The sequence below is a fragment of the Bacillus sp. NPDC094106 genome (assembly GCF_044764345.1).
Classification (GTDB): Bacteria; Bacillota; Bacilli; order Bacillales; family Bacillaceae_G; genus Bacillus_A.
In genome coordinates this window covers 232,888-246,325 of record NZ_JBIWHY010000006.1, presented here as the reverse complement: position 1 = coordinate 246,325, position 13,438 = coordinate 232,888, and the positions used below count along the sequence as shown (strand labels likewise).

The 13,438-nt window shown below is 31.3% G+C and carries 21 protein-coding genes; 7 read left to right on the top strand and 14 right to left on the bottom strand.

Annotation, left to right across the window (positions count from 1 at the left end; all coding sequences use genetic code 11):
* Window positions 1–137 precede the first annotated feature (137 nt).
* The 7 genes from ACIQ7L_RS11945 to ACIQ7L_RS11915 all read left to right on the top strand — a co-directional run bounded on the left by ACIQ7L_RS11945 (window position 138) and on the right by ACIQ7L_RS11915 (window position 5,077).
* Entirely contained in the window at window positions 138–851 is a 714-nt protein-coding gene (locus ACIQ7L_RS11945; RefSeq protein ID WP_400569330.1) for an NUDIX domain-containing protein, read from the top strand.
* Between the two features lie 154 nt (window positions 852–1,005).
* Window positions 1,006–2,031 carry an NERD domain-containing protein gene (locus ACIQ7L_RS11940; protein WP_400569329.1) on the top strand — a complete coding sequence of 342 codons (1,026 nt, stop codon included), beginning with the start codon at window positions 1,006–1,008 and terminating at the stop codon, window positions 2,029–2,031.
* A 15-nt stretch (window positions 2,032–2,046) separates the two neighbouring features.
* Window positions 2,047–2,493, top strand: a complete 447-nt coding sequence (locus ACIQ7L_RS11935) for a DUF488 family protein, N3 subclade (protein ID WP_400569328.1) — start codon at window positions 2,047–2,049, stop codon at window positions 2,491–2,493.
* Window positions 2,494–2,515: 22 nt separating this feature from the next.
* Window positions 2,516–3,445, top strand: coding sequence for a hypothetical protein (locus ACIQ7L_RS11930; RefSeq protein ID WP_400569326.1), 930 nt, complete (start codon window positions 2,516–2,518; stop codon window positions 3,443–3,445).
* Window positions 3,446–3,624: 179 nt separating this feature from the next.
* Window positions 3,625–4,314 (top strand): hypothetical protein, encoded by a 690-nt coding sequence (locus ACIQ7L_RS11925; RefSeq protein WP_400569324.1) that lies wholly within the window; start codon window positions 3,625–3,627, stop codon window positions 4,312–4,314.
* Window positions 4,315–4,429: 115 nt separating this feature from the next.
* On the top strand, window positions 4,430–4,720 hold the full coding sequence (locus tag ACIQ7L_RS11920; RefSeq protein WP_400569322.1) for a hypothetical protein: 291 nt from the start codon (window positions 4,430–4,432) through the stop codon (window positions 4,718–4,720).
* 12 nt (window positions 4,721–4,732) lie between these two features.
* Window positions 4,733–5,077, top strand: a complete 345-nt coding sequence (locus ACIQ7L_RS11915; protein ID WP_400569320.1) for a hypothetical protein — start codon at window positions 4,733–4,735, stop codon at window positions 5,075–5,077.
* A gap of 12 nt (window positions 5,078–5,089) precedes the next feature.
* On the opposite strand, the gene ACIQ7L_RS11910 is transcribed toward ACIQ7L_RS11915, so the two are convergent.
* The 14 genes from ACIQ7L_RS11910 to ACIQ7L_RS11845 form a co-directional block, all read right to left on the bottom strand.
* Entirely contained in the window at window positions 5,090–5,371 is a 282-nt protein-coding gene (locus tag ACIQ7L_RS11910; RefSeq protein ID WP_400569319.1) for a YesK family protein, read from the bottom strand.
* Between the two features lie 286 nt (window positions 5,372–5,657).
* Window positions 5,658–6,146: a hypothetical protein gene (locus ACIQ7L_RS11905; protein ID WP_400569318.1), complete on the bottom strand. Its 489-nt coding sequence runs from the start codon at window positions 6,144–6,146 to the stop codon at window positions 5,658–5,660.
* Window positions 6,133–6,489, bottom strand: a complete 357-nt coding sequence (locus tag ACIQ7L_RS11900; protein ID WP_400569317.1) for a hypothetical protein — start codon at window positions 6,487–6,489, stop codon at window positions 6,133–6,135. The genes ACIQ7L_RS11905 and ACIQ7L_RS11900 overlap by 14 nt, the downstream gene beginning before the upstream one ends.
* 152 nt (window positions 6,490–6,641) lie before the next feature.
* Window positions 6,642–7,037: a hypothetical protein gene (locus tag ACIQ7L_RS11895; RefSeq protein WP_400569315.1), complete on the bottom strand. Its 396-nt coding sequence runs from the start codon at window positions 7,035–7,037 to the stop codon at window positions 6,642–6,644.
* Window positions 7,038–7,056: 19 nt separating this feature from the next.
* Complete coding sequence (locus ACIQ7L_RS11890; RefSeq protein WP_400569313.1) at window positions 7,057–7,833, bottom strand: ASCH domain-containing protein; 777 nt, start codon at window positions 7,831–7,833, stop codon at window positions 7,057–7,059.
* Between the two features lie 99 nt (window positions 7,834–7,932).
* On the bottom strand, window positions 7,933–8,700 hold the full coding sequence (locus ACIQ7L_RS11885) for a hypothetical protein (protein WP_400569311.1): 768 nt from the start codon (window positions 8,698–8,700) through the stop codon (window positions 7,933–7,935).
* A 19-nt stretch (window positions 8,701–8,719) separates the two neighbouring features.
* Window positions 8,720–9,271 (bottom strand): hypothetical protein, encoded by a 552-nt coding sequence (locus ACIQ7L_RS11880; RefSeq protein ID WP_400569309.1) that lies wholly within the window; start codon window positions 9,269–9,271, stop codon window positions 8,720–8,722.
* 84 nt (window positions 9,272–9,355) lie between these two features.
* Window positions 9,356–10,162, bottom strand: coding sequence for a hypothetical protein (locus tag ACIQ7L_RS11875; protein ID WP_400569307.1), 807 nt, complete (start codon window positions 10,160–10,162; stop codon window positions 9,356–9,358).
* A gap of 6 nt (window positions 10,163–10,168) precedes the next feature.
* Entirely contained in the window at window positions 10,169–10,432 is a 264-nt protein-coding gene (locus ACIQ7L_RS11870; protein WP_400569305.1) for a hypothetical protein, read from the bottom strand.
* A complete protein-coding gene (locus ACIQ7L_RS11865; RefSeq protein WP_400569303.1) occupies window positions 10,429–10,665 on the bottom strand; it encodes a hypothetical protein in 237 nt (78 codons plus the stop codon). The genes ACIQ7L_RS11870 and ACIQ7L_RS11865 overlap by 4 nt, the downstream gene beginning before the upstream one ends.
* Window positions 10,646–11,275, bottom strand: a complete 630-nt coding sequence (locus ACIQ7L_RS11860; RefSeq protein WP_400569301.1) for an RNA 2'-phosphotransferase — start codon at window positions 11,273–11,275, stop codon at window positions 10,646–10,648. The genes ACIQ7L_RS11865 and ACIQ7L_RS11860 overlap by 20 nt, the downstream gene beginning before the upstream one ends.
* A 619-nt stretch (window positions 11,276–11,894) precedes the next feature.
* A complete protein-coding gene (locus ACIQ7L_RS11855; RefSeq protein ID WP_400569299.1) occupies window positions 11,895–12,191 on the bottom strand; it encodes a hypothetical protein in 297 nt (98 codons plus the stop codon).
* Window positions 12,192–12,305: 114 nt separating this feature from the next.
* Window positions 12,306–12,665, bottom strand: a complete 360-nt coding sequence (locus tag ACIQ7L_RS11850; protein WP_400569297.1) for a hypothetical protein — start codon at window positions 12,663–12,665, stop codon at window positions 12,306–12,308.
* 74 nt (window positions 12,666–12,739) lie between these two features.
* Entirely contained in the window at window positions 12,740–13,420 is a 681-nt protein-coding gene (locus tag ACIQ7L_RS11845) for a 5' nucleotidase, NT5C type (RefSeq protein ID WP_400569295.1), read from the bottom strand.
* Window positions 13,421–13,438: the final 18 nt, after the last annotated feature.

Sequence of the window (13,438 nt, the reverse complement as noted above, 5' to 3'; positions counted from 1 at the left end):
TTTTTATCCATTAGCATAGTACATGTGATATTAGCATTATATTTTTTGATTAAAAAAGATTGAAAAATATTTATAATTGACTATAGTTGATAAATCGTTTACTCTTAAAATAGATTAAAAAATGGAGAGTGAAACAAATGAAAGAAGAGCTAAATCAAATTATTGAAGAAATCCAAATGGAGACAGATGAGAAAAAACTGAAGACCCTGCATGAAAAGAAAGCTACTCTTTTAGAAGCTATAAAACCTTCAACAAAAGAACGCATTATTTTCTTTGATGAGTCTGAAGTCACATTTGTTCCAACTGGATTTACAAATATCGAAGCAATCAATGAAGCTCTAAAGACAGTTCCTGTATCGGTTGAGCGTAGAAGCATTCTTGAATATAACATGATGCAACGTCATCCTATTCCATATGTAATTGTAAAACACAAAAATAAGTATTTCTTTATTATTCGAGAAGGTAATAGTGGTGAAATTCGATTGATTGGTAAAATGGGAATGCTTGGTGGTCATGTAGGGGAAGAAGATATTCAATTAACAAATAATAAAATTGAACTATTCAAAACCATTGAGAATGGCTTGTATCGTGAATTGATGGAAGAAGCGGGGATTTCTTCAGAGATGATTGAATCTATTTCTTTAGAAGGTTTAATCAAACTATCTGGTGGTGTAGAAGATGACCATTTAGGATTTGTCTATATGGTGGAGTTACATACAGATGATATTCAAAGTCAAGAAGAAGGCGTAATTAAAGGACTTTGGGTAGAGAAAGAAGACTTACCATCAATTAAAGATAAATTGGAAAACTGGTCTCAAGTTGTGTATACAGAAATTCTTCAGAAAAAGTAAATGGGGACATAAATAAAAGCCACAAGAGTTGTTTTGTGGTTTTTTTCTATACCTTAGAATTGTTAACCTGTTGTACACCTCATCTTTACCGTTTATTATAATAGATGAATATAATACTTCGATAATATAAAAACAGATAGAGGGAGATTCTAAGATGGGGTTATTTCAAGATATACTGTATAACATTAAGAATGGAAAAAAGACAATTACGGAACCTATTTTTATGAAAGATTTTACGGAAGAGAATGAGAATTTAAAGAAATTATTACAGATAAAATCATTAATGGCTGAAGCTGATGTTGTTCCGATAGAAAAAGAGGTACGAGCTATAAAATATGGATTGAAAGGGGAAAAAACTGTTGCATTTGAATTGAGAAACTCCCTAATTCCTTCTCTGATATTACATGATATTAGGTTAACAGATGCGGATACGAATAACGTTGCACAGTTTGATTTTATTGTGATTTGTTCAACGTGTGTTTTTGTATTTGAGGCAAAACATTTGAGTGGAGAAATTCAGGTAAATGAAAATGACGAGTTTTTTAGAGTAATACTGGATGCAGATGGAAAGTTTGTCCGAAAAGAAGGGATGTACAGTCCTGTTGAACAAAATGAACGACATATTAGATTATTACAAGTGTTTCTTAAAAAGAATGCCATGAAACTAAATGTTCCTATTAAATCAGCTATTATTATAACCAATTCAAAATCGGTTATAAAGAAAAAATTCGCTTCAGAAGAAGTGCAAAATAAACTTTATAAGGTAGACCAGGTAGTTAATTTGTTGCAAAAAGAAGTTCAGTCTTATTCCTCTAATAAACTATTAGAAAGTGAAATGAAAGAACTGGCTACATTATTAATCAAAAACGATAGACCGTTAGTAATAGATTATGAAAGAAAATACAATGTATCTATTGAAGTTACAGAAGATAAAGATGCATTAGAAGAAGTAAACATAAGTAATGATGCAAAATTAATAGAAGCATTGAAGAAATTCCGAATGAATGCATCTGCAAAACATCAATTAAAGCCATATATGGTATTTACGAATAATGAGATGGATTCGTTGATTTCAACAAAACCTACTACAAAAGAAGAAATGCTAAAGGTAAAGGGATTTGGAGAAAAGAAAGTCGAGTTGTATGGTGAGGAGATAATTCGGATTATAAAAAATACGTAATGGAGTTGGTTGCAGATGAAAGGAATGGTATGTATTACTTCTTTTGAAAGCTTACATAAATTAGACTTATCTCCATATTCTATACGTCTTCATATTACAAGAAGTATAAAACAAGGGATTATGGTGGGGAAAGGTTTTGTTCATGTACCGCATCTTTCTCCATCTTTGCCACTCTTTTTTCAGACAAAGGATAAGTGGAAAAAATTTAAATTTACAGATGAAGAGAAAGAAAAATTATCGAAAGGAAATACAGGAACCTGGTATGATTTATATGAAGAATCTTTTATAAAAGAAGCGAAGGAAAGAAAGGATTTTCAACAAGCATATAGACGGCTTAGAGAGCGTTTAGACACAGAAGAGAATGCTATATTAGTATGTTACTGCGAGAACAAAGATAAATGTCATAGAGGGATTGTGGGGCACTTTTTAGAAGAAGATGGTTATCAAGTTATATATCAATGATTTGAATTCGGAGGGTGAAATAATGCGGTCTAAAATTGTACCAAAAGAAATGATTCCTGAAGTTGGAAGAGGAGAACATGTAGTGTATGAAAAAGAAATGCCTTATCCATATGTACATTATCCAACAAGAAGGGGAGTATTCCATGCTTTTCAAAAAGATAAGGATGGACCATTATTTTATTGTTCCTGTCAAAAACAAGGCTTAGAAACATACTTAAAAGAAAACGAAAGGCTATCATTTAGTGGACTTCCTAAAGCATCTCAATTAGAACTAATGGATATTTTCATAAAGAATATTAAATTTGCTGATAATCTATGTCATATATGCAATCAGGTCTGTCCCAAATATGGGCACGGTAAAATACTGAATGGAACAAAATTTTATTCCATCTATGGTCATTATATACAAGCGTTATCGTATTCATACGGTCTGGATGATAGTTTTAGATATATTTATAACCCTCACCTGATTCCGAAAGATATTGTACCTATCCTTATTGCGGAAGACAGATATGATGGTGGAATGATTTTGGATGACCAATCAGAAAAGGATTTTCAACGATATTGCGAAAATGTTATTCGGGCTCGAATGGGATATTTTGCAGTAGGAAGAAAGTGGACATCTGAAATTAAACTATTAGAAATGATAAAAAGTCTTTTCCCTCAGTATACTATTATTCATCAATATGAATTAGACCATCTGAAAGCTGATATTTACATCGAAGAGTTAAAACTTGTTATTGAATATCAAGGTGAGCAACACTATAAACCTATTTCATTTATGGGTGGGGAAGAAGGATTAAAAAGAAGAAAAGAAAGAGACAAAGAAAAAGTAGAATTATGTAAGTATTATGATTTAGGGATTCTTTATTTCACCTATGAAGAAGAACTAACAGATAAAATGGTAAAAAATAGAATTGCAAGTTACATACAAGAGAAAAATAACTCATGAAGCAGGTTAGATATTATATTCTTTCCTGCTTTTTTATTTGATTTTTGTATAGGCATGAAATTTAACGTGTTTTGCCGAGGATTATATAAAGATATGTTGTTACATATACTTTATAAGAAATATTTTAATTGACTATAGTTAATGTTAAAATGTAAAATTAGAATGAAGGAGTTGGTTTTGTGAGGAAGTTTACAAGACGATGCTTGTTAAGCATTACAAGTATAAGTTTATTGGCAATTGCAGTTGGTTGTGGGAATAATGAAGAAGAAAATAAAGAGAATACAACAAAGCTTAGTCCAGAACAAGTAAAAAAAATTGTAGATGCTCAAAATAAAAAAGAAGCAAAGCAGAATAATGATAGTCAAAAAGAAGATAGTGATGTATTGGGTGACGGTCAGAAAAAAGAAAAACCAAAATTAGATAAAGATAAGTTTATAAATGATGTTAATTTAATGATGGGTGGAGAATATATCAAAAAAATAGATATCTCTGACACTCATGCTACGCTAACTTACTATGATTCTTATGCAAATATTATTGCAGACAAGCCTGAAATGAAAGATTTAAAAGAAGAAACATATAAAGAATACTGGAAGACAGGGGATAGAATTGATAAATTATTTGTCATTGAGACAACAAGACTGTTTAAAAAGAATCCAGTATTACAAAATTTAGAAGTTATTCTACCTTTCGAAGGCAAAACATATGAGGCCTCCATTAATAAAAATGAGTTAGAAAAATTTCTGAAAGTCAAAATGGATACATTAAATGAAAAGACCAATTGGAAAGAGTTTACTGATAAGTACGCTTATGGATTGGATAATGTAGAAAGACAGAAAATATTCAAGCACTTTGTTACGATTGAATAGGTGTGTAGAGAATGAAAGGAGGTGACATATATGTATCAAGAAAGAATGAGAATTCCTCATTACACAGTCCATTAGGTGGACTAAGTAATGGTCCCAAGAAAGGGATGTGATAGATATGAGTAGAAGTTATAAAAAAGTACCATGTGTGAAGGATAATCAAAAAGCAGAAAGAAAGTTTGCAAATCGAAAGGTTAGAAAGTTTAAAGGAGCTATTGCAAACGGAAGCTCATATAAGAAACTATATGACCAATATGATATATGCGATTGGAAAGTCGCCTATTATTATAATGCTTATGTTAAAGATAAAGAATCTGATGCGAAATCATTGTCAAATGGTGGGCAAAAATGGTCTTATTGTGATGATTATTCTTATAAAAATTGGTACAAAAGATATAAAAGGAAATAAAGGAGCTAAATTATGAAAACAGTTCAAGAAATTAAGGACGAAATGAAGGCTTGTAAAAAAACGATTAAAAATTATCAAAATGCTTTTAATGAAAAAAGAATTCCCGAAAAAGTTTTACAATCTGCTATTCTGGAAAATGAATCTATGATGATATCATTGAACTTAGCTTTAGATATGAAAACGGAGCAAAAGGTAAGGGATGAGATTGGGAGTTTAAATGAAAAAGATGATATTTTACGAGAAACTTATAAAAATGGGGAAATAGATAAACCAGATTTTCGTTCGCAATTGTTGCAAAATAGCTCCAAAAGATTAGCTTTGAAATGGGTATTAGGAGAAAATGATAGATATGATTGAAAGAACAGTGTATTACTGTTCTTTTTTATTTCTTATAAATACAGAGGCAATAAATCCTAAAGTGGAGCTTAGAAGAACAATTGTGCATAAAACACTTATTCCTATACCAAACAAACCACCAACATAAAATATTGATATAAAAAAAATAAAACAAGATAATAAGATAAGAATCGAAGGGAATAAGAATTTTATACCCTGTTTTTGAGGGTATTTTTTCTCTAAAAAAGCGGAAGAAGAAATAATTGCTAAAAAGATAATAGGACCTAAAAGAGTCAATTCAAAAAATCCATCCATATACTCACCTCCTTTATACAATAATTCATTTATTATATAAAAATCAATGATAGATATATTATTATTTTTCAATTTTCTCTTTATCTATGAATAGCTTTCTAATATTTTTTATCAAGATGACGAAGAACCTGTTTTATCTCATCATTAGTCAAGTCTTTTATGTTAGGAGCATAACCCAACACTTCATGTAAAACAAAATATTTTTCAGAAAGTTGAAATCCTCTCTTTTAAAACTGTTTTTGAATCTCTCTTCTTAGCTCATTCGTAGACTGAAAAAACTCTATAATTAACACTTAGCTGAACCCTCCTCAATATCCTCAAAAATCACTCTTTCATGTCTAAACCATTTATAAACAATTTCTTTTGCCTCAGGCGTTTCTAAGTAAGATAGTATTTTATCTAATAGAGCATCTGAGGGATACTTAAATTTCGTAGAATCGCTACAGCTTTTCGGTGTTTCTTTTTCGATAATTCCCATCTGGAAATAATCTTGAGCCTTTAATAAGATTTTTCTTGGATAAACACTACTTCTTAAGGTTATGTTTTTGAATAATTCATGTTCAAGTGAGTATTTTCCATTGTTTAGATTTGCTTTTGTAGATAAAATAGCAAATCCTACTTTGTATTTCATTGACACAAGCATAGCATTTATAAGTTGCGTCATAATATCTTTATCTTTGATATATCCACTTTCTTGACATACAAAGCAGGGGAGTTGTTGATTTGTTAGTGTTCCCTTGCCATTACAAATAGGACATGTCTCATCGGTATGCATTTTGCTCACTCCTTTTAATCCACGTATGTATCATACCTTTTGTCGTTGGATTCATTTCTTTTCGCTCTATGTATATATACAGTGTTTTAACATCGTACTTTCGCTCAGTAAGCTCATTTATTACTGACTTGAACTCTTCTGTTCCAATCAAATCAAATGCAATCAGAGCCCCATCTGGTTTGTTAGGGTAGTGAATCATCCACTCGTTTGTTTTGTAATTCCAGTAAACAGCCAGAACGTTTTCTTTTCGAATATGGCTTGTTCTCTTTCTTGGATGGGCTTCAGAAAATTCATTTGTATGGACACGGAACAAGAATGTAGATAAGTCGTAATCTCTATCCACTAATTCCCTCAAAAAAGAAATAAAGAATCGCCTACAAATAAGTTCACTATTTAAGTAGGAGCCACTGGCTGACCTGGGGTAATAAATCATCCAGTCAGTCTCTTTCTTTGACCATGTAAAACCTAATGTGGTTTTGGAATTAAGTGTGTAATTCATCGTACTTTAACTCCAAACTCTTCTTCAATTCTTCTTTCCATAATCTGAACTTTCTCATCCTCCGTGATATCATATGCCCATCCTGAAAATAGCCTTTTTAAAATCGCTTTTTTTGAAGAAAGGCTATCTTCAAAAGCTTTGTTATTTTTTTCTTTGGTTTCTTTTAAATATGTTTCTGCTTCTGTTTTGTCAAAGAAGTACGTAGTCCCAACATATTTCTCATCAAATCCGATACTGTATGGCTTCTCTTCCTCAGATAAGCATTTTAAGCTCCATCTTACAGAGCTATTCGGTGATTTCCTTACTTTACATGGTTCAACCTTTTTGCCTCTGTATGAATCCATAATTACGTAAATAATCATGCCTTCTTTTAGCTGATATTCTTTTGTCATTGTGTTCACTCCAATCCTTTTAATTTCGAGACTCTCTATCTAATGTCACTGTAGCAAGGTTAATAAGGATGTCTATTAATTCAGAATATAAATCATCTGCATAAGGAGAATCAGCATATTTTAATTCTTCTTTAAGAGACCAAGAATCATAATCTATATAAGGGATATCCTCTTTTAAAATGGGTAGTTTTGATTTGATATTCTCTAAATGAGAAAATCCTTTTTCTAACATCCATTCCATGCATAATTCTGCTGAACGAGGCATTTTTGATTTTTTTACCTGTTCAAAAAAGTTCATTATATTTGTGGATGTATGAATGTTGTAATACCTCATTAGTGCTGATTTATACAAGCTCAAAAGTTTATTGAATGAAACATCGCCTGGATTTAATAATTCAGATGATGTTGAGATTTTGAACCAATCTCTAATATCATCCTCTTTTACTTCTATATCTTCTTTAATATTTATCCATATCACTGCACCGAGCGGGTGAGAACAAGGAATAGGTTTAGGGAAAATAACAGGATTTTTAAAAACCCATGCATGAGTTTTCTTGTAAGGTAGTTCTGTATCACCATTGACAGGGATTTTGTGGTGCTCTTGAGTTGCATTAAAAGTTTCTTTTGTTAAAGGGATACTATCTACTAAATCAACAGTACCAAATACCATACCTGAACCACTTTGAATTAAAGCGATTGTTCCTCTAATCTTTGCGTTTCGTCCACGAATTTCCCAATCTTTTTGTCCGCTTAATATAAGATTTATCCAATGTTGTTTAATCACAATACCTTTCATAATCCTTTTCACCGTCCTTTGTTGATACAAATATAGTAACAATTACATTAACTATAGTCAATATAAAAACGACACCTTATCAGTGCCGTTATAATTTTATTATGCTATTTTCTTAGAGCACTTATGGAACTCAAAGTATTCTTCAGGCTGTAACTGATAGGGGTATTGTAACAAGATAGCATTTCGATAAAAACCATGACTTAATAGGTAGTACCTTACTCTATTATCTTCTTTTTCACTTTTATATCGTTCAAGATAATATAGAATCGTATCGTTTGCTTTTTCTCTGAACTTTGAATTCTTTAGGTGCTTTTTAACTTCATCACATAACCCTTTATCTCCCCAAAATTCATCATCTTGCTCAAATAATAAGTGGGCATAAGAAGCTCCCTGTAAATAAGGATTACGCTTTAATGCCGTATCAAAGTAATTAGCAATGATTTGAATCAGATTTTTATATCTTGGAATGCCAAAAATCTTCTTGAATAGATTTTGAGCACAGATAAAGTTATCTCCTTCAGTTTTATCAGCTTTTTCTTCAATCAGAACACCATTCATATAGTGTCGATAATATCCAGTATCAGTTACACTATGGAAATGGAAGACGATAAAATCATAAAATGGAATTTTCTTTGATAATTCTTTTGCTAATGTCTCATCAGCAAATGGTGTAATCTCATGATTTAAGATACTTCCGTAATTAATAACTTTGAAATTATATTTTTCGTCTACAGGAAAAGTGACTAAGCACTGACTTCCATAGTTAACTTTTGATTCGTTATCCTTTAATATTTCTAATGTTTTTTCTGCTAATAATTCGTTTGAAATAGAGCCATTCACCATGACTCCATAGTATTGTCTACTCATACATTCATCCTCCTTAATTTTATGATGCGTTTGCTAACGGTTTATATTGATGATTCAGTTTTAGAACACAAGGAAATAATTTATCCATTACCATGAATTGATTAATAGGAAGGCGGTTAAGCTCTAATAGGGATGTAAAGATAACCCTCACACCTTTTTCATTTAATCGCTCTACAAATTTAATAAACAATGGAAAAGGAATTTCGCTTAATAATCGCATTCCTTCATCAATCATTACTGTTTTTATTTCACTTTGAATTATAGTTTCGAAACTATTTACAAATTCCACGAATGAATGATTTACTTCATCTAACGATACTGAAAATGGATTTATTTCAACAATTTGAAACAAAGAATCGTCTATATTATCAATTATTTTAGTGGAAGGAATAATCTTTCCATTAAATTGTGTAATAGGTGTTTTAAATTCATTTATATTAGATGTTAATAGCATCGTATGTTCTTTTTTAGTTAGTAAAGCCATTAGTGCTTCTTTCAAAAAAAGAGTCTTTCCGAATGCGATACTGCCTGTAACCAGTAAGTTTTGATTTAAAATATGTAATCCGAACACAGAAAAACCTCCGATGTGTATTTATAAGTTATATTATAAATACATCATTAACTATAGTCAATGAAATATCGAGAGGTTTTACTATTAGTTATTAATTGTAAGATTTCTATAATCTAATAACGATTGGAAATACGCATCAGGTGGTAGATATGCGGGAAAATCCATTAATTTTACATTTTCCTCAAAACCATTGGTGAATAGATACATTTTTTCTAATTCTATATTGCTGTTTGATTCGATTAAGTAACGCTGATAATAAGGTCGAACAATAGAAGGTGGAAAACTATGAGCCCCTTGTAATGTGACTAATACATCATCTGTTAAATCAGGATTTTGAATTAAAGTCTGTACTTGTTCGTATAAAGCTCTTCGCATCGGTCTTTTTTCTGACAAAGAAGAGAAATGTAGTTGAGCATAGGAAATAAGTGAATAAGGGTTTCTATCGTGTAAAAAAGAAAAGTATGTATCTATTGATGTTAGAATTGGTTCTGTAGAAGGGAAGTGTAAAGTATCTTCTAATAGTTGTCGTCCCACTTCTAATCCATCACACTCTGGACTTTCAATTCTCTGCACCAATGACCCGTTTTTATAATGTGAGATTAATCCTTGAGCAGTTCCATCACAATAATTTGCAACAATAAAATCTTCGTCTCTAATTGCATTTGATAATTTCAGTGAGAATTCTCTTGGTGTAAAAACAGGTGATTCATAATTCCCAATAGAACCTAATGATATTTTTTTGAAATAAAAATCAGGGGAGGGAGGAGCTACCATCAAAACATGGCTATCTATTAATTCTGGTACATCTTTAAGTATTTGTTGTGTTGCATGAATCAATGTTTCATTTTTAATCGTTTTCGGTAGTAATAATACATCAAAACGCCAACCCATTTGTATTCATCCTTTCAAATCATTGTTATTTTGTTCTTTCTCTATTTGACGAATCATAGAAGAAATACTAATGTACTTATCTTGAGTAATTTGATGAAATTCTTTGATTAATTGTTTTGACCTCTCATAGCAAGAAGGGCAGAGATGAACGAATGTCCCTCGATTAGAAGGAATTACGCCCCATCCTGCATCCGTAAGTTCTTTATTTAGAGAACTTTTATGTACCTCTATACTATTTTTAATACATGTACAAATTACTTTGCTTATCATTCAATTTCACCTTCTAAGAATTGGTCTATGGATATATAAGGCTCTTTAAGAAGTTGATGCATGGCTTCAGCATGTTCTTTTGCTTTAGTCCAACACGTAGGGCATAAATGAACGCACTCTGCATCAAAAGTAAATATAGTTTGAAATCCTGTATGTAAGAAGATATCTCCAACAGATGCAATACCTCTGTCAATAGTTTTCTTCTCTCCGCATTTACATGTAATGGTTCTCATTAATAACTACTTCCTTTCTTTGCATTTCTTGATTTTCTGAACTGGTTACAACTGTTAAGCAATCAGATGGAATAGGGGAGCTCAACCACACTTCGTCACCTGCATATTCAAAGGTTACTCCAAGATCCTTTGCCACAATGGTATCCACTTCTAATAAAAGGGGATACTGATTTCTTTTCGCAGATTTATTCGCAAAATGAGTAGTTTCAGATAAATGAACATTCGTTCGTTTCATCGGAAGTAAGCCAAGTTTTTGAATGGAATGCAAATGCTCAATACCAGTACCATGATAAAGAATTTCAGGTAATGTTCTGTTTTGTACTTCATCGCTTTTAACTTCAATGCTATGACCGTATCGAGCTTTTATTTTCGTTCCTGTAGAGTCAAGTTTATAACGTTGCTTTTCATCCGTTTTAACAACCTTTAAAATTATCTCCTTAGATATAAGATTAGACCATCTTTCATCCGAACGAATGGCATTTAATATTTCCTCAATAGGTGCATAACCATATTCATCTAAAGTAACATGGAATTGAGAGGGGGAATGGCGTAGGATTTTACAAAGGAATCCACCAAGTTTAGTTGCCTTTGTTTTTGATAAATGATTCATAACAGAACACAATCCTTTCTTTAAGAGTTTTCTTTATGTTTTACAAAAAATATCAATAGCGTCCTTAATACAAAATGAACTATCCATATATGAATATTGTAAGATAGAAAACAACTATTGTAAATAAAATAAATGTAATTAGTAAAAAATAATTAACTTAAGAGAAGGTGGGTGATGTTGTTTTTTGAGGTTATATGATGTGAAATAAAAAAGAACCCATATTGTATATGAGTTCTTTTTATCTGTATATACACCAATACATACAGATAATGAGCAAGCACCAACGTATTGGCGTACGAAGGGCTTTTTGTAAGGTGTGGATGCAAACACCGTTACTGAGTTCTGTTCGTTACTTAAGTAAAGTGTAGCATCATTATTATGAAGAAGCAATAATTAAAATTATTAAAGGAAATTGAGAGGGCTTAGTAATAAATAGAAAGAATATAGATTTATAATTTTTTAAATTCATAAATATAAAAAATCCTTTCGTCCCGCTATACGAAAGGATTTTTTTCTGTTCGTACTACAATACCAACAGATGATGAACGTCGAAACCATACCAATAGTAATAACGTTATGCGCTATTTTAGCGTAATTCAAACATTATACATTGAAAGCATTAGTTAACTTTAATTTTTCCGTTCTTTTTCAAAAAGCGTAGTAGTTTTCTTTCTTTTCTTTCAAGAGCTTGCTTATTAGAAATACTCATATCAAAGCTATAGTTGAACTGAGACCCTGAAATGGTTTTGTTTATTCCATTCAATGTTGTCTCTACAATATAGTTGTGACAACTCGGACATTCTTCTTTAACTGAGATTAACACACTACTATAATTGGACGATTTTTCTACTAATGTAGAACCACAAACCATGCATACATTTTGTTTTATTTGTTTTTTCTTAATTCTCTTGTTCATCTGCTAAAACATCCTTTCAATGTATACAAGCTGAACAATGTATACACATTCTTTTTTCAGCATATCGAGAAGAAACTTTTTCGTCAACTAATTTGTTATATAGTTGTAGTGGTTTTATGAGATTTTCTCTAAATTTCTCATGTGTAAAGTAGAACCATTCTTGCTCTTGAATTGTCCGTTGCCTACATAACTTTCGATAACGTGTGTTTTACCACTTCTTTTATTCATTACAGAATCCCCTTTAAAAAACGGATACTTCTCAGAATCATTTTCTTTAGGTTCGAAGGTTTCTAAAATACGGATGGCAAATTCAATTTTCTTGCTATCTAAATCATTTTTAGGAATTAATAAATTTTGAATTACTTCCGAACTCTTGTGATTTGACTGTACTTGTTTCTTGTAATTTTCAATATCTTCTTTAATACATTCCAAGTGTTTGTTAAGTATCATAAGTGGTGTGTCTAACGTTCCCATTCGGTTCACTTCCTTATTCGTTTTATTATTCTTGTAAAAAGGCATTCAGATGGACTGGAATGCCTTATTTTTCGCTATAATGTTATTCTTTTTGCAAGTTCAGGGATAGGAGGGAGTAATAAAGATAGTTTTTCTTTAAACTCCTGCCAACTGCTTACTCGTGTAATATCCGAAGTTACCTCTTGATTCCATGGCTGATTCATACACACAGTAACACGTCCTAATGAATGAAACTCTTCTAAATTATGAGAAGCATCATCAAATAGTAAAGAACCTGTTACCAGATATTTGGATGATGTAAAAACAATGTTTTTTTGCGGAATAAAGGGTAGATATTTCTCCACCCATTTTCTTTTGTCATCAGCAGGGTTAGAAACTTTACAATATTTATGGCATTGAGATTCACCATTTGCGTGTCCTCTTGGGCTTGCTGAGACTAATACAATTTCATATGTATCAGATAACTCTTTTAATACTTCAACAGCTCCAGGAAGAGGTTTGGGATAGCGCAAGTATAAACCTGGATGTTTTAATAAGTCATAAATTTGTTTCCCGCAATAATCTTTTGTATAATGTTGAACATCCCAACTTAACAATTGCTCTTTCTTTAAATCATCTTGATAGTGATTGTTGTAGACAGATAACCATCCATCTACAAAATTAGCAATCGTATCATCCATATCAAACAACAAGATTTCTTTTCCTTCATCTGTAAAAAATCGTTCTTTTCCTTTATAAAATACTCTTTTAATCATGCTTTCTTCCTTTCTCAT